The following is a 25,816-nucleotide window of genomic DNA, read 5'->3' as shown; positions in this document are numbered from 1 at the left end:
TGGAGTGGTTATGGGTGACCGGCACGACTACGTGGCCCTCGAATGGGTCAAGGGTGAAATTGCCGAAACGCTGAAACAGGCGCATCAGGCAATTGAAGCCGTGCTCGATGACCCGCAGGCCGCGCCGGGGCTGGATGAGTGTCTGGCCTATATCCATCAGGTGCACGGCAGTTTGCAGATGGTCGAGTTCTACGGCGCGGCGTTGCTGGCCGAAGAAATGGAGCATCTGGTCGAAGCCTTGCAGCAGGGGCGCGTCGCCCATCGGGACGAAGCCCTGCACCTGCTGCTGCAAGCCTTCGGGCAATTGCCGATCTATCTCGATCGGGTGCAGAGCGCCCGCCGCGATCTGCCGCTGGTGGTGCTGCCGCTGATCAACGACCTGCGCAGTGCCCGCGGCGACAGCCTGCTCTCGGAAACCAGCCTGTTCAGCCCGCCACTGCCGGACTTGCCGCCGTTGAGCGCAGAAGCCTTGGCCGCGCTGGAGCCGGCCGAGTGGCCCAACGTGCTGCGCAAGTTGCGCCAGATGCTGCAAATGGCGCTGGTCGGGTTGCTGCGCGAGCAGGATGACCAGACCCACCTCGACTACCTGGCGAAAGTCTTCCAGCGCCTCGAAGCGCTGAGCGCCAATGCGCCGTTGAGCCCGCTGTGGCAGGTCGCTTCAGCGCTGGTCGAAGGCATGCGCGAAGGCGCCATCGCCAACAGTCCGGCGCTGCGCAGCCTGTTCAAGGACGCCGACAAGGAACTCAAGCGCCTGCTCGAACAAGGCCCGCGCGGCCTCAATCAGCCGCCCCCGCCGGAGTTGCTGAAAAGCCTGCTGTTCTATATTGCCAAAGCCGAACATCCCACCGGGCAGATGCTGACCATGAAAGATCGCTACTCCCTGGACGACGCGTTGCCCGACAGCGCGATGGTCGACGAAGAACGCGCGCGCCTGGCCGGCCCCGACCGCGATGCGATGCGCTCGGTGCTGGCGGCGCTATGCGAAGAGCTGGTGCGGGTCAAGGAGCGCCTCGACCTGTTCGTGCGCAGCGACCGTCAGCACACCTCCGATCTGGAGAGTCTGCTGGCGCCGCTGCGGCAGATCGCCGACACCCTCGCGGTGCTCGGTTTCGGCCAGCCGCGCAAAGTCATCATCGATCAACTGGCGGTGGTGCTCAGCCTCGCTCAGGGCCAGCTCGAACCGAACGACGCGACCCTGATGGACGTTGCCGGCGCGCTGCTTTACGTCGAAGCCAACCTCGCCGGAATGGTCGGCACCGTCGAGCCGGAAAGCCCCGAAGACGCGCGCCTGCCGACCACCGACCTGACGCAGATCCATCAGATCGTGATCAAGGAAGCACGCATCTGCCTGCAACAGGCCAAGGACATGATCGTCGATTACATCGACGCCGACTGGGATCGCCAGCAACTGCAACCGTTGCCGGAACTGCTGACCCAGGTGCGCGGCGCGCTGGCGATGATTCCGTTGAGCCGCGCGGCGAGTCTGGTCGAAGCCTGCAACAGCTTCATTCGCGAGCATTTGCTGCTCGATCCGCACGAGCCGGGCTGGCAGCAACTGGATCATCTGGCCGACGTCATCACCAGCCTCGAGTATTACCTCGAACGCCTGAGCGACGACCCGCAAGCGCCGAATGAACAACTGCTGGATGTTGCACAGAAGAGCCTCGCCAGCCTCGGTTTCTTTCCTGACGAGCCACCCGGCGAACCTCACGTGCCGCTGCTCGACGATGTGCTCAGCCCCAGCGAAGCGCTGGTGATGCAGGATCTGCAAGCGCTGGATGACCCCGATACCGTGCAGTCGCTGGCCGAGGTGCTGGCCAGTCCGGTATCGGCAGTCAACCCGCCGGCCTTGATCACCCCCGGCAGCCTGATGCCACCACCGGCCGATGAAGAACCGGTGGACGATGAACTGCGCGAAGTGTTCCTCGAAGAGACCGACGAAGTCCTCGAAGTCCTGCACGAATACCTGCCGCGCTGGTCGGCTGACACCCATGACCGCGCCGCCCTGACCGAACTGCGTCGGGCCTTTCACACCTTGAAGGGCAGCGGGCGCATGGTTCGTGCGCTGATCCTTGGCGAACTGGCCTGGGCGGTGGAAAACCTGCTCAACCGCGTGCTGGAACACAGCGTCGAACCTGGCGCGCAGGTGCAGCAGTTGCTCACCGACACGGTGTTGCTGCTGCCGGAACTGATCAGCGAATTCGCCACTCAGCGCCAGCGTCAGCGCAGCGATGTCGATCAACTGGCGGCCCGCGCGCATGCGCTGGCCAAAGGTGTCGAGCCGCTGGCGGCCGAAGACATCGATGACGTGGCGGCCCTCGATCCGCTGTTGCTGGAGATCTTTCGCAACGAGGCTGAAACCCACCTCGCCAGCCTCAACCGCTTCCTCGATCAGGCCGCCGAGCATGTGCCGCTGCCGGCCAGCGACGAATTGCAGCGCGCCTTGCACACGCTCAAGGGCAGTGCGTCGATGGCCGGCGTGTTGCCGATTGCCGAACTGGCCGCGCCGCTGGATAAGCTGGCGCGCGAGTTCAAGGCGCATCAGTTGCCGCTGGACCTCGATGAAGTGGAGTTGCTCCTCGAAGCCGAAGGCTTGTTCCGCGTTGGTTTGCGCCAGCTCAAGCACGATCCGCTGGCGCCGATTGTTGGTGCGCAGTCGCTGATCAAACGCACCGAAACGCTGCTGGCCGAACGTCTGGAAGCGATCCTCAGCGCGCCGAACACCGGCCTGCGGATCAAGCGCGATCCGCAACTGATCAACAACTTCCTCGCCCAGGGCATGGACATCCTGCTCGATGCCGAAAGCCTGTTGCAACGCTGGCAGCAACACCCCGGCGAGCGTCAGGAACTCAGCGCGCTGCTGGATGAGCTGACCACGTTGGGCGAAGGCGCGCACCTCGCCGATCTGCTGCCGGTGGATGTGTTGTGCGAAGCCTTGCTCGACCTCTACGGCGCGGTCGAAGAAAGCAGCCTGGCGGTCAGCGACAGGTTTTTCCACGAAGCCCAGAGCGCCCACGAAGCGCTGATCAACATGCTCGACGAACTGGCTGCCGGCCAGGAAGTTACCCCGCAGCCGCAGCGCATCCGCGCCTTGCACGAACTGCTGGATGAAAGCCTCGATCCGACGGCGATGGGGCTGATCCGCAGCGACGGCAGCCGCACTTTGAGCATCAGCGAACTGGGTGCCGCCACCGCCGAACTGTCCCGCGCCAATGTCGAGACTGCGCCGGACGACGAGATCGTCGAGATTTTCCTCGAAGAAGCGGTAGACATTCTCGACAGCGCCGGGCAAGCCTTGCAACGCTGGCTGAGCGACCCGGACAACGCTGCGCCGCTGTCGTCGTTGCAGCGCGATTTGCACACGCTGAAGGGTGGCGCGCGGATGGCCGAGGTCGACGCCATCGGCGATCTGGCCCATGAGCTGGAAAGCCTTTACGAAGGGCTGGTGGATCGTCGCTACAGTCACAGCGAGGCGCTGGGCCGCTTGCTGCACAAGGGCCATGACCGCCTGGCCTTGTTGCTGGAGCTGTTGCAGGCGCATCAACCATTGCGCCCGGCGCAGGATCTGATCGAGACGATCCGCCAGTTCCGCCAGGGCGCCGCCGGTACTGCCGAAGCGGCGCAACCGACGGCTGAATCAGACAGCGCGGCGCATGATCCGGAGCTGCTGGACATCTTCCTCGAAGAGGGTTTCGACATCATCGAAAGCTCCGGCGCGGCGTTGCTGCGCTGGCAGGCCGAGCCGGGCAATCGGCAGGAAGTGGAAACCCTGCTGCGCGATCTGCACACGCTCAAGGGCGGCGCGCGGATGGTCGAGATCGGCCCGATCGGCGACCTCGCCCATGAGCTCGAATTCCTTTACGAAAGCCTCGCCACCGGCGTGCTGCAGCCGTCCGCCGAACTGTTCGCGCTGGTGCAGCGCGGGCATGACCGCCTGGCGCAGATGCTCGACGGCGTGCGCGCCGGGCAGCCATGCCCGCCGGCGGATCGGCTGATCAATGCGATCCAGAATTTCAGCCATCCGGCGACCCCCGACACGCCGCCGTTGCTGCCGATTCCGGCCAAGACCGAGCCTGCGGCACCCGCCGCTGATGCCGGCGCGGACATGGTCAAGGTCTCCGCCGAACTGCTCGATGAGCTGGTCAACCTGGCCGGGGAAACCTCGATTTTCCGTGGGCGTATCGAGCAGCAAGTCAGCGATGCGCAAACCGCGCTGAACGAGATGGAAACCACCATCGAACGCATGCGCGATCAGTTGCGCCGGCTCGACACCGAAACCCAGGGGCGGATCCTCAGCCGTCAGCAAGTCGATGCCGAACGCCTCGGTTACGAAGAGTTCGACCCGCTGGAAATGGATCGTCATTCGCAGTTGCAGCAACTGTCGCGGGCGCTGTTCGAATCCGCTTCCGACCTGCTTGACCTCAAGGAAACCCTCGAGCGCCGTAATCTCGACGCCGAGAACCTGTTGCAGCAGCAGGGGCGAATCAATACCGAATTGCAGGAAGGCCTGATGCGCACGCGCATGGTGCCGTTCGAACGGATGTTGCCGCGCCTCAAACGCATCGTGCGGCAGGTCGCCGAAGAGCTGAACAAGGACGTCGCCTTCATCATCGGCAACGCCGAAGGCGAGATGGATCGCAACGTGCTGGAGCGCATGGCCGCGCCGCTGGAGCACATGCTGCGCAACGCCGTCGACCATGGTCTGGAGTCGGCCGAAGTGCGGCTGGCGGCGGGCAAACCGGCGCAGGGCACGATCACCCTGGACCTGACCCGCGAGGGTGGCGACATCGTTTTCGATATTCGCGACGACGGCGCCGGGGTGCCGCTGGACGCGGTGCGGCGCAAGGCGATCAAGCGCGGCCTGCTCGCACCGGACGCCGAGATCAGCGACCGCGACGTGCTGCAGTTCATCCTGCAGCCGGGCTTTTCCACCGCGGAAAAGATCACCCAGATTTCCGGACGCGGCGTCGGCATGGACGTGGTTCACGAAGAAGTCCGCCAGCTCGGCGGCACCATGAGCATCGACTCGGTGCCGGGGCAGGGCGTGCATTTCCGGATTCGTCTGCCGTTCACCGTGTCGGTCAACCGCGCGCTGATGGTGCAGTGCGGGGAGGATCAGTATGCGATTCCGCTGAACACCATCGAAGGCATCGTCCGGGTGTTGCCGAATGATCTGGAAGCGCACTACCGCAACGATCCGCCGAGCTACCACTACGCCGGTCAGCGCTATGAATTGTGTTATCTGGGCGAGCTGCTGAAAACCGTGCCACGCCCCAAACTGCTCGGCCAGAGCCTGCCATTGCCGGTGCTGCTGGTGCAGTGCAATGACCGGCACATCGCGGTGCAGGTCGATGCGATGGCCGGCACTCGCGAGATTGTGGTCAAGAGCCTCGGCCCGCAGTTTGCGGCGGTGCAGGGCGTGTCCGGGGCGACGATTCTCGGCGATGGCCGGGTGGTGCTGATTCTTGATTTGCTCGCGCCGATCCGCGCGATGCAGGCGCGGATCGCCCAGCATCCGGCGCAGGCGGACATCGACAGTGAGCCGCAAAAACCCCTGCTGGTACTGGTGGTCGACGACTCGGTCACCGTGCGCAAGGTCACCAGCCGTTTGCTCGAACGCCACGGCATGAACGTGCTGACCGCCAAGGACGGCGTCGACGCGATGCTGCTGCTCGAAGAACACATGCCTGACCTGATGCTGCTCGACATTGAAATGCCGCGCATGGACGGTTTCGAAGTCGCCACCCAGGTGCGCCACGACGAACGCCTGCAGCACCTGCCGATCATCATGATCACCTCGCGCACCGGGCAGAAACACCGCGACCGCGCGATGGCCATCGGCGTCAACGACTACCTCGGCAAGCCGTATCAGGAATCGGTGCTGCTCGAAAGCATTGCCCACTGGAGCAAGAAACATGCATGAGCGCCGCCACAACGCGCGCAGCAGCCAACTCACCGGCCTGTTGCTGCCACTGGCCGACCGCAACCTGATCCTGCCCAACGTCGCCGTCGCCGAGCTCATCGACTATCAGGCCAGCGCCTTCGACCTCGACACCCCGCCGTGGTACCTGGGGCGGGTGAGCTGGCGGGAGCGGCAGATTCCGCTGCTGAGTTTCGAGTCGGCGTGCGGGCAGAAAATCGTCATCGGCGAACGCGCGCGGATCGTCATCCTCAATGCCCTCGGCGGCTTGCCGCAGCTGAAATTCATCGCGCTGCTGGTGCAGGGGATCCCGCGTTCATACAAGCTCGACAGTCAGTTGAGTTATGTCGATGTGCCGTTGTGTGCGCTGGAGCAGGCGGCGGTGCAGGTCGGGGAACAGGTGGCCAAGGTCCCGGATTTGTTGGGGTTGGAGCAGTTGTTGGTGAAGGCTGGGCTGGTTCACTGATCCAGCCTTTGTGCTGCCCTGACTGGCCCTATCGCTGGCAAGCCAGCTCCCACAGTGTCCGCGTCGTATTCGGATTTTGTGAGTCACACAAAACCCTGTGGGAGCTGGCTTGCCAGCGATGGGGCCAGTTGAATCAGCAAATTCTTACAGGCAAATCTTCAATTTCTGCAGTGCAATAAACACATTCTGGCACAGCTGTTTAAAGACACTCAGTGTTACGCCTCACCAGCCTACAAATCCTTGCGCCACTGCCTACGCATGCACCAGAATCCGCCGGCTTGTGCGCCCTCGGCAGCCTGCGTAACTTGATTGCGTCACTGATTCCCAGTGATCGGGTTTAGCAGCCCGGCTTCGTTTTATTCCGGTCGTACAAGTCTCATCCGGTCAGGCATTCGCCTGCGCTTGATGGTGGCTGTGTGCATGGCACCTTCGGGTGCGCCGGGTTCCGGAATGACCGGTCTGCTAACTTGCGCACAGCCGCCACCCTACCGTTTAGCAGCGAGATGGTGCGGCCTCACAGAGGTACATTCCGATGTTCAAAGTAACACCTAACCCGCCGGTCACCGACACGGCATCCCCCTACGAAGCCCCCGAATCAAAGAAATTCCACGAAGCCGCCGAACGCGCCCTCGACCATTACCTCGGCCCGCCAAAACCCGACCTCATGGCCACGCCCTACACCCCCAACACGCTGTACATGGCCAACCCCGACGCCGACAGCGAATCCCTGCTGGCCGACGCCAGTGAATCCCTCGGCTCGGCCACGGTCATGCTCAACAATCATGCGGCGCTGGTGCAAGGCACGCACCTCAAGACGCTGCAGGGCATTGCTCAGGTGGTGATGGTGGCGGAGCTGGCGGTAAATCGGGTGTTGGATAAGTTGGTGCCGACGAACTGAGAAGCGCAATGCCTTCCCCTGTAGGAGCTGCGGCACGCTGCGATCTTTTGATCTTGATTCTGAGGATCAAAAGATCGCAGCCTCGTTTCACTCGACAGCTCCTACAGGGGATTTGGGTTGTCACATAGTGATTGAACAACCCAAAACCCTGTGGGAGCGAGCTTGCTCGCGAAGGCGTCGTCAAACGTTACGCTCAGCGTAATGATTCACCACCGCGCTTGATTGATGCCCCCACCCCACACTCCTAAGGTAGCTCCACGACAGCGAACCCCGTGGAGTGAGCATGACAACAACAATTTCCCCCGACTCGCGCTGGACGCGGCGGCGTGACGAGAAGCAGCGGCGTCTCGACAAGGTGCGCGGGCTGGCCGACGGTGTGGTGTTGCCCAGCGACAAGATCGTCGCCGCGCTTGAAGCGTTGATCCATCCCGGCGACCGGGTGGTGCTGGAGGGCAACAACCAGAAGCAGGCGGATTTCCTTTCCCGTTCGCTGGCCAAAGCCGATCCGGCCAAGCTGCATGATCTGCACATGATCATGCCCAGCGTCGGTCGCTCCGAGCATCTGGATCTGTTCGAACGCGGCATCGCCCGCAAGCTCGATTTCTCCTTCGCTGGCACCCAGAGCCTGCGCATCAGCCAGTTGCTCGAAGACGGCTTGCTGGAAGTCGGCGCGATTCACACCTACATCGAACTCTACGCGCGGCTGGTGGTGGACTTGATCCCCAACGTCGTGCTCTCGGCCGGGTTCATGGCCGACCGCGCCGGCAATATCTACACCGGCCCCAGCACCGAAGACACCCCGGCACTGATCGAACCGGCGGCCTTCAGCGACGGCATCGTCATCGTCCAGGTCAACCAATTGGTCGATGACGTCAGCGAACTGCCGCGCGTCGACATCCCGGCCTCGTGGGTGGATTTCGTGGTGGTGGCCGACAAGCCGTTCTACATCGAACCGCTGTTCACCCGCGACCCACGGCACATCAAACCGGTGCACGTGTTGATGGCGATGATGGCGATCCGCGGGATCTACGAAAAACACAACGTGCAGTCGCTCAACCACGGCATCGGTTTCAACACCGCTGCCATTGAGTTGATCCTGCCGACCTACGGCGAATCCCTCGGCCTCAAAGGCAAGATCTGCCGCAACTGGACGCTCAACCCGCACCCGACCCTGATCCCGGCGATCGAGAGCGGTTGGGTCGAGAGCGTGCATTGCTTCGGCACCGAACTGGGCATGGAAAACTACATCGCCGCGCGCCCGGACGTGTTCTTCACCGGCCGCGACGGCTCGCTGCGCTCCAACCGGATGTTCTGCCAACTGGCGGGGCAGTACGCGGTGGATCTGTTTATCGGCGCAACGTTGCAAGTCGATGGCGACGGCCATTCTTCGACCGTCACCCGTGGTCGCCTCGCCGGTTTCGGCGGCGCGCCGAACATGGGCCACGACCCGCGCGGTCGGCGTCACGGCACCCCGGCGTGGCTCGACATGCGCCACGACGACGCGCCGCAACCGATGCTCGAACGCGGCAAGAAACTTGTCGTGCAAATGGTCGAGACCTTCCAGGAGGGCGGCAAACCGACCTTCGTCGAAACCCTCGACGCGGTGGAAGTGGCGAAGAAAAGCGGTATGCCGCTGGCGCCGATCATGATCTACGGCGACGACGTCACCCACCTGCTCACCGAAGAAGGCATCGCCTACCTGTACAAAGCGCGCTCGCTGGAAGAGCGCCAGGCGATGATTGCAGCGGTCGCCGGCGTCACCGCCATCGGCCTGCGCCACAACCCGAAAGACACTGAACGCATGCGCCGCGAAGGCCTGATCGCTTTGCCCGAAGACCTCGGCATCCGCCGCACCGACGCCACCCGCGAACTGCTGGCGGCGAAAAGTGTGGCCGATCTGGTCGAGTGGTCCGGCGGCCTGTACAACCCGCCCGCCAAGTTCAGGAGCTGGTAATGCACGCACTCAATCTGCAAGCGAAACCCCTGAGCCTGAGCGAACGCATGGCCGATCTGGCGGTGGATGCGCTGATCGACGAAGCCGATCTCTCGCCGAAACCGGCGCTGGTCGACCGGCGTGGCAATGGCGCACACACCGATCTGCACTTGGGCCTGATGCACGCTTCGGCGTTGTCGTTATGGCCGGCGTTCAAGGAAATGGCTGAAGCGGCGGTGGACATCGGCGAAGTCGATTCAGCGTTGCGCGAAGCGATTGGCCGCCTCGGTCGCGAAGGCGAGCAAGCGATGCTCGCGACCACCAACGGGGTGAATACCCATCGCGGGGCGATCTGGGCCTTGGGCCTGTTGATCACCGCTGCTGCACTGGAACCGAAATCCTCAAGCGCCAACGCCGTCTCTCTTCGCGCCGCACGTCTGGCCTTGCTGGATGATCGCTACGCACCAAAACCGCTGAGCCACGGCGCTCAGGTCGCCCTGCGTTACGGCGCACGCGGTGCCCGTGAGGAAGCGCAACTCGGCTTCCCGTCCGTGCTGCAACGCGGCCTGCCGCAACTCAAACGCAGCCGCGCCAACGGTCACGGCGAACAGAATGCCCGGCTCGATGCGCTACTGGCGATCATGACCGATCTGGCCGACACCTGCGTGCTCTACCGCGCTGGTGAACAGGGCCTGCACGCTATGCAGCAAGGCGCGCAAGCGGTGCTCGACGCTGGCGGCAGCGCCAGCCTCACCGGGCGTCGGCGCCTGCACGCACTGGATCAACAACTCATCGCATTGAATGCCTCGCCCGGTGGCGCCGCCGACTTGCTCGCCGCCACGCTGCTGCTCGATCGAATCGAGCGCGACGGCATCCTTCAGGGAGCGTTTTGATGGAAACCTTATCCTTTGAATTCTCCGCCGGGCAGCCGCCGCGCGGGCGCGCGCTGGTCGGTTGTGTCGGCTCGGGCGATCTGGAAGTGCTGATCGAACCGGGGCTGGCCGGCAAGCTGACGATCAATGTGCAGACCTCGGTCAACGGTGCGCAGCAGCGCTGGCAGCATCTGTTCGCGCGGATGTTCGACGGCACCACGCCACCGGCGATGGCCATCGATATCCACGATTTCGGCGCCACGCCGGGGGTGGTGCGTCTGCGTCTGGAACAAGGTTTCGAGGAGATCGGCCATGACTGACAGCACAGCGCTGTTGCACAAGCACAGCTTTGTCGAACTCGGTGCGCGGCAACGGGCGAAAGCCTTGCTCGACGCCGGAACCTTCCGCGAATTGCTCGACCCGTTTCAACGGGTCATGTCGCCGTGGCTCGAACGTCAGGGCGTGGTGCCGCAAGCCGATGACGGCGTGGTGATCGCCAAGGGCAGCGTCGACGGTTTGCCGGTGGTGATCGCCGCCATCGAAGGCGCGTTCCAGGGCGGCAGCCTCGGCGAAGTCGGCGGGGCGAAGATTGCCGGCGCGCTGGAACTGGCCGCCGAAGACAACCGCAAGGGCATCCCGACGCGCGTCGTGTTGCTGCTGGAAACCGGTGGCGTGCGCTTGCAGGAAGCCAATCTCGGGTTGGCGGCGATTGCCGATATTCATGCGGCGATTGTCGATTTGCAGCAGTACCAACCGGTGGTCGGTGTGGTGGCGGGCAGCGTCGGTTGCTTCGGCGGCATGTCGATTGCCGCTGCGCTGTGCAGCTATTTGCTGGTGACTCAGGAAGCGCGCCTTGGGTTGAACGGCCCACAGGTGATCGAGCAGGAAGCCGGGATCGAGGAATACGACTCCCGCGACCGGCCCTTCATCTGGAGCCTGACCGGTGGCGAACAGCGTTTCGCCAGCGGCTTGGTGGATCGTTACGTCGCCGATGATGTGGCAAAGATTCGCCAGCAGGTCGGTGCGTTGCTGCAACAGGGTTTGCCAACGCGACCGCGCAGTCAGCGTGCCGATTGGTTTTTGCAACGCCTGAACCGTTTGGACACTGGCAAGCAAATCGAACCGTCGGTGGTTCGCGATCTGTATCAAGGAGAGCGCTCATGAGTGGTTATTCGGTGCGCGGTTTGAACTGGTTCAACGCCCTGAGCGCGGGTGCGAAAGCGGTGAAGGGTTTGCCGCCCTCGTTGAAGGTGGCCGATGGCGAACTCGGACGATTGATCGCTGTGGTCGCTGACCCCGACAACCGTTTCCCACGGGCTCGCAACGGCGAAGTCGGATTGCTCGAAGGCTGGGGCCTGGCCAAGGCGGTGGATGACGCAATCACGGCAGATCGCGACAACACACGGAAACGCCCGATCATCGCCATCGTCGACGTCCCGAGCCAGGCTTACGGTCGTCGCGAAGAAGCCCTCGGCATTCATCAGGCCCTGGCCGGTGCGGCGGACAGTTATGCCCGCGCCCGTCTGGCCGGGCATCCGGTGATTGCACTGCTGGTGGGCAAGGCCATGTCCGGGGCGTTTCTGGCCCACGGTTATCAGGCCAACCGCTTGATTGCCCTGCGCGATCCCGGGGTGATGGTGCATGCGATGGGCAAGGCCTCGGCGGCGCGAGTGACGCTGCGCAGTGTCGAGGAACTGGAAGCACTGGCCGCCAGCGTGCCGCCGATGGCGTATGACATCGACAGCTACGCCAGCCTCGGATTGCTCTGGGAAACCCTCTCGGTGCAGCAGATCGAGCAGCCGACGGCGGAGGATCTGGCGCGGGTGACCGGGTGCCTGAAACAGGCTATCGACGATATCTCCGGCACTGATTTGCGCAAGCGTCTCGGCGCGAAAAATCGTGAAGCCTCCAGCCGCGTGCGTGAACTGCTGAGGGCGCAGTGGTGAACCTGCCACTGGCCCACGATCTGCTGTGGGGCATGACCCCGGCGCAGTTGCCGGCGGATGCGCCGCAGTGGGCAGTCGAATCGCTGGCTGCCGGGCAACCGGTGGTGGTGCGGCGGGCGGTGAGCGCTGAAGGTTTGGTCGCGGTGGGCGTGCGCGGTGTGTTCCGTGAGCAGCGGCTGGCGGCGTTTATGGCGCTCGATTCGATTGCCTGTCGGGTCAGCCCCGAAGCGCTTTGTCATGTCGATTGCGCGCGCGATCTGCCAGTGATGCAGGCCCTCAAACAACTGCGGCCGATGCTCGATGATTGCGGTTGGGTCTGGGGCATCAGCGGCAGTGTCGGGTTTGAGCTGGCCAGTGGATTTGTCGCGATGCACGCGGCCAGCGATCTCGATCTGATTCTGCGTACACCGCAGCTGATTACCCGCAATCAGGCACGCAAACTGGTCGAGCTCTTTGATCAAGCCGTGTGCCGGGTCGACATGCAATTGCAGACGCCGTTCGGTGCAGTCGCGTTGCGCGAATGGGCCGGCGGGTCTGCACGGGTGCTGCTGAAAAACGCCCATCAAGCCTGTCTGGTCGCTGACCCGTGGAACCCGCAGGAGCAGGCAGCGTGAGCAGCCTGTTGGTGTTCCCCGGCCAGGGCGCGCAGCAACCGGGCATGCTCCAGCGTTTGCCCCGGGCAACCTTGACCGAGGCCAGCGAGGTGCTCGGTGAAGATGTCGCGCGGCTCGATTCTGCCGACGCGTTGCGCAGCACCCGGGCGGTTCAGCTGTGCCTGTTGATCGCCGGGGTCGCTGCTTCACGACAATTGCTGCAGGACGGACTCACGGCGGATTACGTCGCCGGCCTGTCCATCGGCGCATACCCGGCAGCGGTGGTCGCCGGGGCGCTGAGCTTCAGCGATGCGTTAAATCTGGTCAGTCTGCGTGGCGAGTTAATGCAGCAGGCTTATCCACAGGGCTATGGCATGACCGCAATCATCGGTCTGCAATTATCCACCGTCGAAACGCTGCTGGCGCAGGTGCACAGCGCGGAGTCGCCGGTGTACCTGGCCAATATCAATGCCGATAACCAGGTGGTGATTGCCGGCAGCGACGCGGCGATGCAAGCGGTGGCGGAGCTGGCGCGCAGTCGTGGCGCCGGTCTGGCGAAACGCCTGGCGGTGAGCGTGCCGTCGCACTGCCCGTTACTGGAGGCACCGGCGCAAACCCTCGCCGAGGCTTTCGTCAAAGTTGAACTGAAGACTCCGAAAATCGCTTACCTGAGTGGCAGTCGCGCGCGTCCGCTGATCAAGACTGACGCCCTGCGCGACGATCTCGCGTTCAACATGTGCCGCGTGGTGGACTGGCGCGGCACCGTGCAAAGCGCTTACGAGCGCGGCGTGCGTTTACAGATCGAACTGCCGCCCGGTGCGGTGCTGACCGGGCTGGCGCGCCGGGTGTTCGAATCGGGCACGGTCACTGCCTTCGACAGTGCGCGTCTGGACACCTTGCAGGCGCTGTTGCGAGAGGAGGGTGGCCGCCGACCCTAAACCGCCGCGACTCAGGCTTCGAACAACAAAAACAACATTCGACGATGCACTTTGAGGACTACAACAATGATTATTTACGGTGTGGCGCTGTTGGCGATCTGTACGCTGGCAGGGGTGATCATGGGCGACATGCTCGGCGTGTTGCTGGGCGTCAAATCCAACGTCGGCGGGGTCGGCATCGCCATGATCCTGCTGATCTGCGCGCGGTTGTGGATGCAGAAACGCGGCGGCATGACCGAGGATTGCGAGATGGGCGTCGGCTTCTGGGGCGCGATGTACATTCCGGTGGTGGTGGCGATGGCCGCGCAACAGAACGTCGTCACCGCCCTGCACGGCGGCCCGGTGGCGGTGCTGGCGGCCATCGGTTCGGTGGTGGTGTGTGGCTGCACCATTGCCCTGATCAGCCGCACTCATAAAGGTGAGCCATTGCCTGACGAACCGGTGGAAGTCACCCCGGTCGGCACCCCGGTAGGAGGTCGCTGACATGTGGGCACTCATTGAAAACGGTCTGGAACACAATGGCCTGATCACCGCGTTCGCTTTCGTCGGCGTGATCATGTGGGTCTCGGTGATTCTCTCCAAACGCCTGACCTTCGGGCGCATTCACGGCTCGGCGATTGCCATCGTCATCGGTCTGGTGCTGGCCTGGGTTGGCGGCACTCTGACCGGTGGTCAGAAAGGCCTGGCGGATCTGACGCTGTTCTCCGGCATCGGCCTGATGGGCGGGGCGATGCTGCGTGATTTCGCGATTGTCGCCACGGCGTTCGAAGTGCAGGCGACCGAGGCGAAGAAGGCCGGGTTGATTGGCGTGATCGCGCTGCTGCTCGGTACGATCCTGCCGTTCATTGTCGGCGCGTGTATGGCTTGGGCCTTCGGCTATCGCGATGCGGTAAGCATGACCACCATCGGCGCGGGCGCGGTGACCTACATCGTCGGCCCAGTGACTGGTGCGGCTATTGGCGCGACCTCGGATGTGATGGCGCTGTCGATTGCCACCGGGTTGATCAAGGCGATTCTGGTGATGGTCGGCACGCCGGTCGCGGCGCGCTGGATGGGCCTGGATAACCCGCGCTCGGCGATGGTGTTCGGTGGTCTGGCCGGGACGGTGAGTGGGGTGACCGCAGGGCTGGCGGCGACGGATCGGCGGTTGGTGCCTTATGGGGCGTTGACGGCGACGTTCCACACCGGGCTTGGCTGTTTGCTTGGGCCTTCGCTGTTGTTCTTCATTGTTCGCGGGATTGTTGGCTGACTTTCGGATTCTGTGTTGTCGGGTCTAACGCCATCGCTGGCAAGCCAGCTCCCACAGGTTTTGTGTTGTAAGAAGATTTCTGAATCAGCACAAAACCCTGTGGGAGCTGGCTTGCCAGCGATGTAGGCGACGCGGTGTCAGGCCTGGCGATTGGCATACATCCGACACTCCGCCAGCAACGCCAGCAGATTCGGATCGCGCTCCTTGGCCTTCAAGAACACCACGCCAATATGCTGCTGCAAGCGGTACTTCTCCTGCAACGGGATCAGCTTCACGCGGTTCTCGTACACCGCCGCAATCCTTCCTGGCAGCAGCGCATAGCCGACCCCGGAGCTGACCATGCTCAGCAGGGTGAAGATGTCGTTGACTTGCATCGCCACCTTCGGCTCGAACCCCGCCTGTTTGAACACCCGGATGCCGTCCTGGTGGGTGGCGAAGCCTTGGGTCAGGGTGATGAAGGTTTCATCGCGCACTTCAGCCAGATCGACTTCCTGACGCTGGGCGAATCTTGAATCTGCCGGTGTGGCGAGGAAAATGTCGTCGGAGAACAGCGGGATCTGCTCGCAGTCCGGGTCGCTGACGGTGTCGTCCAGCGACACCAGAATCGCATCGACTTCCATGTTCTTCAGCTTGTACAGCAGGTCGATGTTGGAGCCGAGGATAAGGTCGATGTTGAGTTCGCTGCGGCGGATCTTCAGGCCCATGATCAGTTGCGGTACGGTTTTCACCGTCAGCGAGTACAGCGAGCCGAGTTTGAAGCGTTCAGCGGAGAACCCGGCGGCCTCGCGGGTCAGGCGCACACTCTCGACCACGTCCTGGATCAGCTTCTGCGCGCGTTCTTCGAGCACGTAGGCGCTTTCCAGTGGCGTCAGGTTGCGCCCTTCGTGCTTGAACAGCGGGCAGCGCAGGGCGCTTTCCAGCGAATGGATCGCCCGGTGCACGCTGACATTGCTGGTCTGCAACTCGACAGCGGCGCGCGCCAGGTTGCCGGTGCGCATGAAGGCGAGGAACACCTCGAGTTTTTTCAGGGTCAATTCTTCGTCGATCAGCATGGCGCGGACTCTTTTTAGAATGCGTCGATTGTGCCCGGTATGCGCCGCTCTTTGTAGGAGCTGCCGAAGGCTGCGATCTTTTGATCTTTTAAACGGAAACATTGCGCTTTTACGCTCAAGGCCCGAGCCTTGCGCGTTGCGGTAACGAATCTTGAGGTGAGCGACACATGTATCACGGGGAAAAACTCAACGCCTGGACGCATCTGGTCGGGGCCGTGGCCGCATTTATCGGCGGCGTGTGGATGCTGGTGATTGCCAGCCTCGACGGCAGTCCGTGGAAGATCGTCAGCGTGGCGATCTACGCCTTTACCTTGCTGGTGCTCTACAGCGCCTCGACCGTGTACCACAGCGTGCGCGGGCGCAAGAAAGCGATCATGAAGAAGGTCGATCACTTTTCCATCTATCTGCTGATCGCCGGCAGCTACACGCCGTTCTGCCTGGTGACGCTGCGCGGGCCGTGGGGCTGGACGTTGTTCGGGATTGTCTGGGGGCTGGCGCTGATCGGTATCCTGCAGGAGATCAAGCCACGCTCGGAAGCGCGGATCCTGTCGATCGTGATCTACGCGGTGATGGGCTGGATCGTGCTGGTGGCGGTCAAGCCGTTGATCGCGGCGCTGGGCACGGCAGGGTTTGCCTGGCTGGCGTCGGGCGGGGTGTTGTACACCGTGGGGATCATCTTTTTTGCCCTGGATCACCGGTTGCGGCATGCGCACGGGATCTGGCATTTGTTCGTGATCGCCGGGAGTCTGCTGCACTTTGTGGCGATTCTGTTTTATGTCCTTTAGAACATCACAAATCCTGTGGGAGCGGGCTTGCCCGCGATGACGGCCTGTCAGTCACTCATGTGTTGATGGGGCCACCGCAATCGCTGGCAAGCCAGCTCCCACAGGGACCAGGGTTTGCAGTTGTATCTGCGCGCGTCTGCTGAATATCTGCAACAAGTCGCCGAGGGTATGCGGTGGCGGTTCGGTGGCGCGGGTCACTGCGTACAACGTGATCGGCAAGGGCGGCGCCAACGGGCGGATTACGGTGCTGGTCGGCGAAGCACCGAGTGCCGTGAAAGGGTCGATCACCGCCACCCCGGCGCCAGACTCCACCATCGCCCGCGCCAGCGAATACGTCTGCACGGCGATCCGCACGCGAGGCGGTGGCTCGACCGCTTCCAGGTAGCTGTCGAGTCGGGCAGCCAGCGGGTCGGCGCTGGATAGCCCGATCAGCGGTGCTCCCGCCAACGCCATCAGCGGCAACGGCTGACCGGCTTCTTCCTCCGGCCAGTAACCTTTCGGCGCCAGCGCCACCAACACGCCCGAGGCCAATGCCTGCGCCTTCAGTCCCGGATGATCCGGCAACTGCAACGTCAGGGCCACGTCCACTTCGCGCATCAGCAGGTTCTGCATCAGCTCGCGGCTGTGGGCGCTGGAGAGTTCGCAGGCGATGTCCGGGAACTGTGCCGTCCATTGCCGGATCGCCGGCGGCAGCAACGACAGCGCCAGCGCCGGGGTCGCGCCGATCCGCAGGCTGTGGCCGGGCTCGCGGCGCAGGCTCTGGGCCAGGCGTCGCACGCCCTGCAGACTTTCCGTGACCTTGTCGACTTCGCGCTCCAGCTCCAGCGCTTCCGGGGTCGCCTGCAATTTACCGCGCACCCGCAGAAACAGCGGAAAGCCCAACTGCTGCTCGGCGTGCTGCAGCACTTTGGTCACCGCTGGTTGCGAGACGTGCAGCAATTGCGCAGCGGCGCTGACCGAGCCGGTCTGGCGGATGGCCTGGAAAATCTCGATGTGGCGAAGGCGCATGGCGAGTCCATAACCTTTGTTTATAGGTCTGGCATCTTTATTCATTGTTCGGCGCCTGTCACCTCACCCTAACCTCAGCCTCGTCTTCACATAGAAATAAGGACGGACATGGCTCAGCGTGTGTGCATCATCGGCGGCGGCGTGATCGGGTTGGCAACGGCCTATGCGCTGGTGCGCGACGGTTTCGAAGTGACAGTGGTCGAGGCGCGGCAGTCGCTGGGCAGCGAAACCAGTTTCGCCAACGGCGGCCAGTTGTCCTATCGCTATGTGGCGCCGCTGGCCGATGCCGGCGTGCCGTTGCAGGCGATCGGCTGGATGCTGCGCGGCGACTCACCGCTCAAGCTGCGCCCGCGTCTGGACCCGGCGCAATGGCGCTGGATGGCGTCGTTTCTCGCCGCCTGCCGCACCTCGGTCAACCGCGAAAACGCGGCGCATCTGTTGCGTCTGGCGCTGTTCAGCCAGAGCACGCTGAAACGCTGGCGAGAGGATGATGGGCTCACCGGTTTCAACTGGCGGCGCAACGGCAAACTGGTGACCTTCCGCAATGCCGGCAACTTCGACCATGCGCGCAAGGGCTTGGCCGATCCGCAGCAACAACAGGTGTTGTCCGCCGCCGAATGTGCGCAGCTGGAACCGGCACTGACCGATGCGCCGTTTGTAGGCGCGATCTACACGCCGGATGAAGAAGTCGGCGACTGTCACGCCTTCTGCCAGCAGTTGGCGGCGCGATTGACGGCGTCGGGTCGCTGCGAGTTTCGCCTCGGTCAGGCAGTCACCGGCATTCGCCACAGCCACGGCGTCGTTACGGCGATTGAGCTTGGCAACGAAACCCTGCCAGTTGAACAACTGGTGATCGCCGCCGGGCACCGAAGCCCCTTGCTGGCGCTGCCCGGCCTGCGCCTGCCGCTGTATCCGCTGAAGGGTTACAGCCTGACCGTGCCGATCGGCGATGAGCATCGGGCGCCGGACGTGAGCATCACCGACTACGACCGCAAGATCGTCTACGCGCGCATCGGCGAACAGTTACGGGTGGCGGCGATGGTCGACATCGTCGGTTTCGACCCGGCGGTAGATCCCGAGCGGTTGGCACTGATCAAGCGCCAGGCCCGCGACACCTTTCCCGATGCCGGCAATTACGACGTGGCTGTTGAATGGGCGGGCATGCGCCCGGCCACCCCCACCGGCGTACCGCTGCTGGGCGCCACGGCGTATCGCAATCTGTGGCTCAACCTCGGCCACGGCGCGCTCGGTTTCACCCTGGCCTGCGGCAGCGGGCAGTTGCTCAGCGAACTGATTGGCCAGCAACGCCCCTCAATTGATCTGCACGGGTTCAATCCCCGTGCGGCGTGACAGTTTCTGCTAAAACACCCCAACCACAACGGAGAATAACAATGCAAAAAATCACGTTGCTCGGCTGCACACTGGCGCTGTTCATCGGCGCCCAGGCACAGGCCAATGAAGTGCCGCTGACCGGCGCGCTTGGCAAGATCGCCAGCGCCAACAGCATCACCCTGGGCTATCGCGATGCGTCGGTGCCGTTCTCGTATGTGGGCGATCACACCGGGCAGCCGATGGGGTATTCGGTGGAGCTGGCGGGCAAGATTGTCGAGCGGATCAAGCAGCAACTGGCGTTGCCGGAGCTGAAGGTGAAGTACAACCTGGTGACGTCGCAGACGCGGATTCCGCTGGTGCAGAACGGCACGGTTGATCTTGAGTGCGGCTCCACCGGGGTGACGGCCGAGCGGCAGAAACAGGTCGCGTTCTCCTACGGTTTCATCTACGTCAAAGGGCAGTTGCTGACCGCAAAGGACAGCGGCATCCACAGCTTCGATGACCTGCGCGGCAAGAACGTGGTGACCACCGCCGGCACCACCAACGAGCGCTATCTGAAGAGCTACAACCTCGACCACAAACTGAACATGTTTGTGATCAGCGCCAAGGATCACGGCGAGGCTTTTCAGATGCTGCAATCGGGACGGGCAGCGGCCTTCTACATGGACGACGCATTGCTCTACGGCGAGCGGGCCAAGGCGCGGGACCCGCACAACTGGGTCGTGGTGGGGGAGGAACAATCGCGGGAAATCTACAGCTGCATGGTGCGCAAGGATGATCCGCCATTCCTCGCGCTGGTGAACGGCGCGCTGGCCGATCTGTACAGTTCGGGGGAGATCAACGAGATCTACCGTAAGTGGTTCGAACAGCCGATCCCGCCGAAAGGCTTGAACCTTGAGTTCCCGATGACCAGCGAACTCAAGGCAATCATCGCCAAACCGATCAGTGATCCGGTGCAGTGACGGGTTAGAAATCACCCCACAGTTGCTGCGCCACCGCCAGTGCAACCACCGGCGCAGTCTCGGTACGCAGCACGCGTGGGCCGAGGCGGGCGGCGTGGAAACCGTTGGCCTTGGCTTGCTCGACTTCGGCGTCGGACAAGCCGCCTTCGGGGCCGATCAGAAACGCCAGCGTCGCCGGTTTGGCATGGCTGACCAACGGCTCCGCCACCGGGTGCAGAACCAGTTTCAGCGCGGCGTCGGTCTGTTTCAGCCAGTCCGTCAGCAGCACCGGTGGATGAATCACCGGAACCCGCGAACGACCGCATTGCTCGCAAGCGCTGATCGCCACCTGACGCCAGTGCAGCAGGCGCTTGTCGGCGCGTTCGTCCTTGAGCCGCACTTCGCAGCGCTCGCTGAAGATCGGGGTGATTTCGCTCACGCCCAGTTCGGTGGCTTTCTGGATCGCCCAGTCCATCCGTTCGCCACGGGACAGGCCCTGGCCGAGGTGGATCTGCAGCGGCGATTCAATCTGCCCGGCTAACTGCTCGTCGATCTGTACGACGACGCGTTTCTTGCCGACTTCCACCAGCGAGCCGCGAAACTCATGGCCGGAACCGTCGAACAACTGCACCGCATCGCCCTCGGCCATGCGCAGCACGCGGCTGATGTAATGCGCCTGGGCTTCCGGCAGTTCGTGTTCGCCGGTGCTCAGGGCGGCGTCGATAAAGAAGCGGGACAGTCTCATGGTGGGTCTCTAAAAAGATGTGAATCAGTTGGATCGGAGTCGACTTCATTCGCGAGCAAGCTCGCTCCCACATTTAGAATGCATTTCCCTGTGGGAGCGAGCTTGCTCGCGAAAGGGACAGTCCAGGCACTGCAAATCTCAAGTAAGCCGGATCAGCCCGGATCACGGAACCCAGGATGGAAATCCTTCGGCACCGCCACGCTGACGCTGTCGCGAGTGGCGATGTCGATGCCTTCGCTGGCGACTTCGGCGAGGAAGTCGATCTGCTCCGGGGTAATCACGTACGGCGGCAGGAAATACACCACGCTGCCCAGCGGCCGCAGCAGCGCGCCACGCTCCAGCGCATGCTGGAACACCTTCAGGCCGCGACGTTCCTGCCAAGGGTAGGCCTTTTTGGTGGCTTTATCCTTGACCATCTCGATGGCCAGGACCATGCCGGTCTGCCGCACTTCGGAGACGTTCGGGTGATCAACCAGATGCGCAGTGGCCGAGGCCATGCGCCGGGCCAGTGCCTGGTTGTTCTCGATGACGTTGTCCTGCTCGAAGATATCCAGCGTCGCCAGCGCCGCCGCACAGGCCAGCGGGTTGCCGGTGTAGCTGTGCGAGTGGAGAAAGGCGCGCAGGGTCGGGTAGTCGTCGTAGAACGCGCTGTAGACCTCGTCGGTGGTCAGGCACGCCGCCAGTGGCAGGTAGCCGCCGGTCAGGGCCTTGGACAGGCAGAGGAAGTCCGGGCGGATGCCGGCCTGTTCACAGGCAAACATGGTGCCGGTGCGGCCGAAGCCAACAGCGATTTCGTCGTGAATCAGGTGCACGCCGTAACGGTCGCAGGCTTCGCGCAGCAGCTTGAGGTACACCGGGTGATACATGCGCATGCCGCCGGCACCCTGAATCAACGGTTCGACGATAACTGCCGCCACGCTGTCATGATGCTCTGCCAACGTCTGTTCCATGGCGGCGAACAGGTTGCGTGAATGCTCTTCCCAGCTCATGCCTTCGGGGCGCAGGTAGCAATCCGGGCTTGGCACCTTGAGGGTGTCCATCAGCAGGGCTTTGTAGGTTTCGGTAAACAGCGGCACGTCGCCGACCGCCATCGCCGCCATGGTTTCGCCGTGGTAGCTGTTGGTCAGGGTGACGAAGCGCTTCTTGTTCGGCTGGCCACGGTTGAGCCAGTAGTGAAAGCTCATTTTCAGCGCGACTTCGATGCAGGACGAACCATTATCGGCGTAGAACACCCGGTTCAGGCCTTGCGGGGTCATCTTCACCAGGCGCTCGGACAGCTCGATCACCGGTTGATGGCTGAAGCCGGCGAGAATCACGTGTTCCAGCTGATCGACCTGATCCTTGATGCGTTGGTTGATGCGCGGGTTGGCGTGGCCGAACACGTTGACCCACCAGGAGCTGACGGCGTCGAGGTAGCGCTTGCCTTCGAAGTCTTCGAGCCACACGCCTTCACCACGCTTGATCGGGATCAGCGGCAGCTGTTCGTGGTCTTTCATCTGGGTGCAGGGATGCCACAACACCGCGAGGTCGCGTTGCATCCACTGGTTATTCAGGCCCATTTACAGTCTCCTCGAGGCGGCTCGCGTCAGGCGCGGGCAAACAATCGCGCAAGCCTATGCAATGCATCGCGTCGGAACAACCCATTGTGTCGATTGAGCTACTTTGTATGGGCCGATAGACGTCGCTGGCGGCGTTTTGATGGCTGACGTATTCTTCGCGGTTCTTTGGGTCGTCTGACCCGCAAAAACTGCTTTTTCCTACGTGTATTTCCGGAGTTCGCTGAATGTCTGTCGGTTGGCTGCGCGCCTGTGCGCTGGTGATGTTGGGGCTGTTCAGCGTTACGGCGCTGGCCAAGGATAAAACCGCAATCGTGATCGGCGGCGGCCTGTCGGGCCTGACCGCGGCTTACGAGCTGCAAAACAAGGGCTGGCAGGTCACCCTGCTGGAAGCCAAGCCGAGCCTGGGCGGTCGCTCGGGCATGGCCACCAGCGAGTGGATCGGCAACGACAAGACCCAGCCGGTGCTGAACAAATACGTCTCGACCTTCAAGCTGAGCACCACGCCGGCCCCTGAATTTGTGCGTACACCGGGTTATCTGATCGACGGCGAGTATTTCTCCGCAGCCGATCTGGCAACCAAGCAGCCGGCCACCGCCGATGCCTTGAAGCGCTATCAGAAAACCCTCGACGATCTGGCCCGTTCGATCGACGACCCGCAGAACCCGGCCGCGACCAACACCCTGCATGCGCTGGACCAGATCAACGTGTCGAGCTGGCTCGACAAGCAGAACCTGCCGGCCACCGCGCGTCAGTTGATCAACCAGGACATCCGCACCCACTACGACGAGCCTTCGCGCCTGTCGCTGCTGTATTTCGCCCAGCAGAACCGTGTGTACCGCGGCGTCTCCGACCGCGACCTGCGTGCTTCGCGTCTGGTCGGCGGCAGCCAGGTGCTGGCCCAGGCTTTCGTCAAACAGATCAAGACCATCAAGACCAACTCGCCGGTGTCGGCGATCACTCAGGACAAGGACGGCGTGAACGTCAAGGTCGGCAGTGTCGGCTACCAGGCTGATTACGTGGTGCTGGCCGTGCCATTGCGCGCGCTGAACAAGATTGCGCTGACCCCGGCACTGGACGCCCAGCATCTGGCCGCGATCAAGGGCACCAACTACGGCTGGCGCGACCAGATCATGTTGAAGTTCAAGACGCCGGTGTGGGAAAGCAAGGCGCGCATGTCCGGTGAGATCTACAGCAACGCCGGCCTCGGCATGCTCTGGATCGAACCGGCGCTGAAGGGTGGCGCCAACGTGGTGATCAACCTGTCCGGCGACAATGCCCGCGTGATGCAGGCGTTCGGCGACAAGCAGATGGTCGATCAGGTGCTGATCCGTCTGCACGCGTTTTATCCACAGGCCCGTGGCTCGTTCACCGGTTATGAAATCCGTCGCTACAGCACTGACCCGTCGATGGGCGGCGCCTACCTGGCTTACGGCCCGGGCCAGATCAGCAAGTTCTGGCGCCTGTGGGAGCGCCCACTGCAACGCGTGACCTTCGCGGGCGAGCACACCGACACCCTGTACCCGGGCACCCTGGAAGGTGCGCTGCGCACTGGTCAGCGTGCGGCCAGTCAGGTTGAAGACCTGGCCGCCGGCAAGTCGTTTGAACCGGTCAAAGTGGTTCCGGCTGCAGCAGCGGCGGGCTCAGCGGGTGCCGTGGCGGCGAAGAAGGGTAACTTCTTCAGCAACCTGTTTGGCGGTTCGGACGACGAGAAGAAGCCAGAGCCTGCGAAGGCGCCTGAGCCGGCTCCAGCGCCAGCGGCCCCAGCGCCTGCACCGGCTCCGGCACCTGCGCCAGCTCCGGTGGAAGCGCCGAAACCCGCTGCTCCGGTGAAAACCGAGCCGGCGAAGAAAGCGCCAGCCAAGCCTGCGGCGAAGAAGCCTGCAGCGAAAACCGAGACGAAAAAGGCCCCAGCCAAGCCTGCGGCGAAAAAGGCTGAGCCGGTGAAGAAGCCAGCGGCCAAGCCTGCAGCAACGACCGAGACCAAGGCGCAGTAAGCCTTGCGGTGAATGAAAAAAGCGCGGCGTTTATGCCGCGCTTTTTTTTGCCTGTCAGATCGCTTTCGCGAGCAGGCTCGCTCCCACATTTGACCGAGTGCTTTCAGAGAGAATGCGATCACCTGTGGGAGCGAGCCTGCTCGCGAAGGGTTCGCTCAGACAACGCAATTCCATTGTCTGGCAACAACATCCCGCCACACTTTTCCCGCTTAATCTTTCCTTAACAAGCCACTTACAGACTCTTGATCGTATTTCTCGATATTTCAAAGCAAAATTTTCCGCTTTAATTCGATAGATAACTCGCTAGTCTTGGTTCGCAGTTCTCACAGGATTTGGGCAATGCAGCTACGTAACTCTGCTTCACGCTATGGTTGGGTCAGCATCTTCATGCACTGGGGCGTGGCGCTGGCAGTCTACGGACTGTTCGCGCTGGGTCTGTGGATGGTGGGGCTGGATTACTACAGCAGCTGGCGCAAAGACGCGCCGGATCTGCACAAGAGCATCGGTCTGGTGTTGTTGGGTGTGATGGTGTTGCGGGTGCTCTGGCGCTTTATCAGCCCTCCGCCGCCAACCCTGCAGAGCTACAGCCGCATGACCCGCATCGGCGCCAAATTCGGCCACGGGTTTCTGTACGTCGGGCTGTTCGCTGTGATGCTTGCCGGTTACCTGATTTCCACCGCAGACGGTGTCGGGATTCCGGTGTTTGGTCTGTTTGAAGTGCCTGCACTGGTTTCCGGGCTACCGGATCAGGCAGATACCGCTGGGGTGATTCATCTCTGGCTGGCGTGGGCGCTGGTAATTTTTTCCGGCCTCCATGCGTTGGCAGCATTGAAGCACCACTTTATCGATCGTGATGCGACCCTGACGCGAATGCTCGGTCGCAAATCCTGAAATTCAACCTCGACTCAAAGGAAAAGAAAGCATGTTGAAAAAGACTCTGGCCGCTCTGGCAATCGGTTCGGCCGTACTGTCCGCGAACGTGATGGCTGCTGATTACACCGTCGACAAGGAAGGCCAGCACGCCTTCGTCGACTTCAAGATCAGCCACCTGGGCTACAGCTACATCACCGGTACCTTCAAGGACATCGACGGCAAGTTCAGCTTTGACGCTGCCAAGCCTGAAGACAGCAAAATCGAATTCAACGTGAAGACCGCCAGCGTGTTCACCAACCACGCCGAGCGCGACAAGCACATCGCCAGCAAAGACTTCCTGGACGTGGGCAAATACGCTGACGCCAAGTTCGTCTCCACCAGCGTCAAATCCACCGGCAAGAACGCCGCTGGCAAAGACACGGCTGACGTGACCGGCGACCTGACCCTGCACGGCGTGACCAAGCCAATCGTGGTCAAGGCCGTGTTCCTGGGCGAAGGCAAGGATCCATGGGGCGGCTACCGTGCCGGCTTCGAAGGTACTACCAGCATCAAGCGTTCTGATTTCGGCAAGATGATGGACCTGGGCCCACAGTCCGACAACGTCGACCTGTACATCTCGTTTGAAGGTGTGAAAGCGAAATAACTTCGCTGCCACACTAAAACGCCCCCGGTCGCAAGGCCGGGGGCGTTTTTTATTGCCCGCCACAACCCG

22 protein-coding genes are annotated in these 25,816 nt (G+C 62.7%); 18 read left to right on the top strand and 4 right to left on the bottom strand.

All coding sequences use genetic code 11. The annotated features are described in order from the left end of the window. Positions 1-10 precede the first annotated feature (10 nt). The 12 genes from ACYZUM_RS24500 (at position 11) to madM (ending at position 14,815) form a co-directional block, all read left to right on the top strand. Positions 11-5,923, top strand: coding sequence for an Hpt domain-containing protein (locus ACYZUM_RS24500; RefSeq protein WP_108184082.1), 5,913 nt, complete (start codon positions 11-13; stop codon positions 5,921-5,923). Next, entirely contained in the window at positions 5,916-6,386 is a 471-nt protein-coding gene (locus tag ACYZUM_RS24495) for a chemotaxis protein CheW (RefSeq protein ID WP_108184081.1), read from the top strand. Before ACYZUM_RS24500 ends, ACYZUM_RS24495 begins: the two co-directional genes overlap by 8 nt. 532 nt (positions 6,387-6,918) lie before the next feature. Beyond that, a complete protein-coding gene (locus ACYZUM_RS24490; protein ID WP_108184079.1) occupies positions 6,919-7,284 on the top strand; it encodes a DUF6124 family protein in 366 nt (121 codons plus the stop codon). 283 nt (positions 7,285-7,567) lie between these two features. Next, positions 7,568-9,238 carry a malonate decarboxylase subunit alpha gene (mdcA, locus tag ACYZUM_RS24485; protein ID WP_108184078.1) on the top strand — a complete coding sequence of 557 codons (1,671 nt, stop codon included), beginning with the start codon at positions 7,568-7,570 and terminating at the stop codon, positions 9,236-9,238. Further along, complete coding sequence (locus ACYZUM_RS24480; protein ID WP_142579901.1) at positions 9,238-10,110, top strand: triphosphoribosyl-dephospho-CoA synthase; 873 nt, start codon at positions 9,238-9,240, stop codon at positions 10,108-10,110. The genes mdcA and ACYZUM_RS24480 overlap by 1 nt, the downstream gene beginning before the upstream one ends. Beyond that, a complete protein-coding gene (locus tag ACYZUM_RS24475; RefSeq protein WP_108184075.1) occupies positions 10,110-10,409 on the top strand; it encodes a malonate decarboxylase subunit delta in 300 nt (99 codons plus the stop codon). Before ACYZUM_RS24480 ends, ACYZUM_RS24475 begins: the two co-directional genes overlap by 1 nt. Continuing rightward, on the top strand, positions 10,402-11,253 hold the full coding sequence (locus ACYZUM_RS24470; RefSeq protein WP_108184074.1) for a biotin-independent malonate decarboxylase subunit beta: 852 nt from the start codon (positions 10,402-10,404) through the stop codon (positions 11,251-11,253). Before ACYZUM_RS24475 ends, ACYZUM_RS24470 begins: the two co-directional genes overlap by 8 nt. Beyond that, positions 11,250-12,035, top strand: a complete 786-nt coding sequence (gene mdcE / locus ACYZUM_RS24465) for a biotin-independent malonate decarboxylase subunit gamma (protein ID WP_108184073.1) — start codon at positions 11,250-11,252, stop codon at positions 12,033-12,035. Before ACYZUM_RS24470 ends, mdcE begins: the two co-directional genes overlap by 4 nt. Then, positions 12,029-12,649 (top strand): malonate decarboxylase holo-ACP synthase, encoded by a 621-nt coding sequence (locus ACYZUM_RS24460; RefSeq protein ID WP_086793636.1) that lies wholly within the window; start codon positions 12,029-12,031, stop codon positions 12,647-12,649. The genes mdcE and ACYZUM_RS24460 overlap by 7 nt, the downstream gene beginning before the upstream one ends. Further along, positions 12,646-13,566, top strand: a complete 921-nt coding sequence (gene mdcH, locus ACYZUM_RS24455) for a malonate decarboxylase subunit epsilon (protein WP_108184072.1) — start codon at positions 12,646-12,648, stop codon at positions 13,564-13,566. Before ACYZUM_RS24460 ends, mdcH begins: the two co-directional genes overlap by 4 nt. A gap of 66 nt (positions 13,567-13,632) precedes the next feature. Next, positions 13,633-14,049: a malonate transporter subunit MadL gene (gene madL / locus ACYZUM_RS24450; protein ID WP_108184071.1), complete on the top strand. Its 417-nt coding sequence runs from the start codon at positions 13,633-13,635 to the stop codon at positions 14,047-14,049. Position 14,050: 1 nt separating this feature from the next. Next, positions 14,051-14,815, top strand: a complete 765-nt coding sequence (gene madM, locus ACYZUM_RS24445) for a malonate transporter subunit MadM (RefSeq protein WP_103485191.1) — start codon at positions 14,051-14,053, stop codon at positions 14,813-14,815. A gap of 137 nt (positions 14,816-14,952) precedes the next feature. Here madM and ACYZUM_RS24440 read toward each other — a convergent pair whose 3' ends face one another. Continuing rightward, positions 14,953-15,867: a LysR family transcriptional regulator gene (locus tag ACYZUM_RS24440; protein ID WP_108184070.1), complete on the bottom strand. Its 915-nt coding sequence runs from the start codon at positions 15,865-15,867 to the stop codon at positions 14,953-14,955. Positions 15,868-16,034: 167 nt separating this feature from the next. Here ACYZUM_RS24440 and trhA point away from each other — a divergent pair, with 167 nt between their 5' ends. Then, positions 16,035-16,652: a PAQR family membrane homeostasis protein TrhA gene (trhA, locus tag ACYZUM_RS24435; protein ID WP_007964065.1), complete on the top strand. Its 618-nt coding sequence runs from the start codon at positions 16,035-16,037 to the stop codon at positions 16,650-16,652. A 51-nt stretch (positions 16,653-16,703) separates the two neighbouring features. On the opposite strand, the gene ACYZUM_RS24430 is transcribed toward trhA, so the two are convergent. Continuing rightward, complete coding sequence (locus ACYZUM_RS24430; protein WP_108184069.1) at positions 16,704-17,660, bottom strand: LysR family transcriptional regulator; 957 nt, start codon at positions 17,658-17,660, stop codon at positions 16,704-16,706. A 108-nt stretch (positions 17,661-17,768) separates the two neighbouring features. Here ACYZUM_RS24430 and ACYZUM_RS24425 point away from each other — a divergent pair, with 108 nt between their 5' ends. Both ACYZUM_RS24425 and ACYZUM_RS24420 read left to right on the top strand, forming a co-directional pair. After that, on the top strand, positions 17,769-19,010 hold the full coding sequence (locus ACYZUM_RS24425) for a D-amino acid dehydrogenase (RefSeq protein ID WP_108184068.1): 1,242 nt from the start codon (positions 17,769-17,771) through the stop codon (positions 19,008-19,010). A gap of 41 nt (positions 19,011-19,051) precedes the next feature. Beyond that, positions 19,052-19,954 (top strand): transporter substrate-binding domain-containing protein, encoded by a 903-nt coding sequence (locus ACYZUM_RS24420; protein ID WP_108184067.1) that lies wholly within the window; start codon positions 19,052-19,054, stop codon positions 19,952-19,954. Between the two features lie 4 nt (positions 19,955-19,958). On the opposite strand, the gene ACYZUM_RS24415 is transcribed toward ACYZUM_RS24420, so the two are convergent. Next, positions 19,959-20,678 (bottom strand): 16S rRNA (uracil(1498)-N(3))-methyltransferase, encoded by a 720-nt coding sequence (locus tag ACYZUM_RS24415; protein WP_108184066.1) that lies wholly within the window; start codon positions 20,676-20,678, stop codon positions 19,959-19,961. Positions 20,679-20,830: 152 nt separating this feature from the next. After that, positions 20,831-22,237: an adenosylmethionine--8-amino-7-oxononanoate transaminase gene (locus ACYZUM_RS24410; RefSeq protein ID WP_108184065.1), complete on the bottom strand. Its 1,407-nt coding sequence runs from the start codon at positions 22,235-22,237 to the stop codon at positions 20,831-20,833. A 224-nt stretch (positions 22,238-22,461) separates the two neighbouring features. Between ACYZUM_RS24410 and ACYZUM_RS24405 the strand changes: the two genes are divergently transcribed. The 3 genes from ACYZUM_RS24405 to ACYZUM_RS24395 all read left to right on the top strand — a co-directional run bounded on the left by ACYZUM_RS24405 (position 22,462) and on the right by ACYZUM_RS24395 (position 25,747). Beyond that, entirely contained in the window at positions 22,462-24,231 is a 1,770-nt protein-coding gene (locus ACYZUM_RS24405) for a flavin monoamine oxidase family protein (protein WP_108184064.1), read from the top strand. A gap of 339 nt (positions 24,232-24,570) precedes the next feature. Beyond that, positions 24,571-25,122: a cytochrome b gene (locus tag ACYZUM_RS24400; protein ID WP_108184063.1), complete on the top strand. Its 552-nt coding sequence runs from the start codon at positions 24,571-24,573 to the stop codon at positions 25,120-25,122. 31 nt (positions 25,123-25,153) lie between these two features. Beyond that, positions 25,154-25,747: a YceI family protein gene (locus ACYZUM_RS24395; RefSeq protein ID WP_041063462.1), complete on the top strand. Its 594-nt coding sequence runs from the start codon at positions 25,154-25,156 to the stop codon at positions 25,745-25,747. Positions 25,748-25,816 lie beyond the last annotated feature (69 nt).

The sequence above is a fragment of the Pseudomonas sp. m6p genome (assembly GCF_055760375.1).
This window is presented reverse-complemented; position numbering and strand designations above follow the sequence as displayed.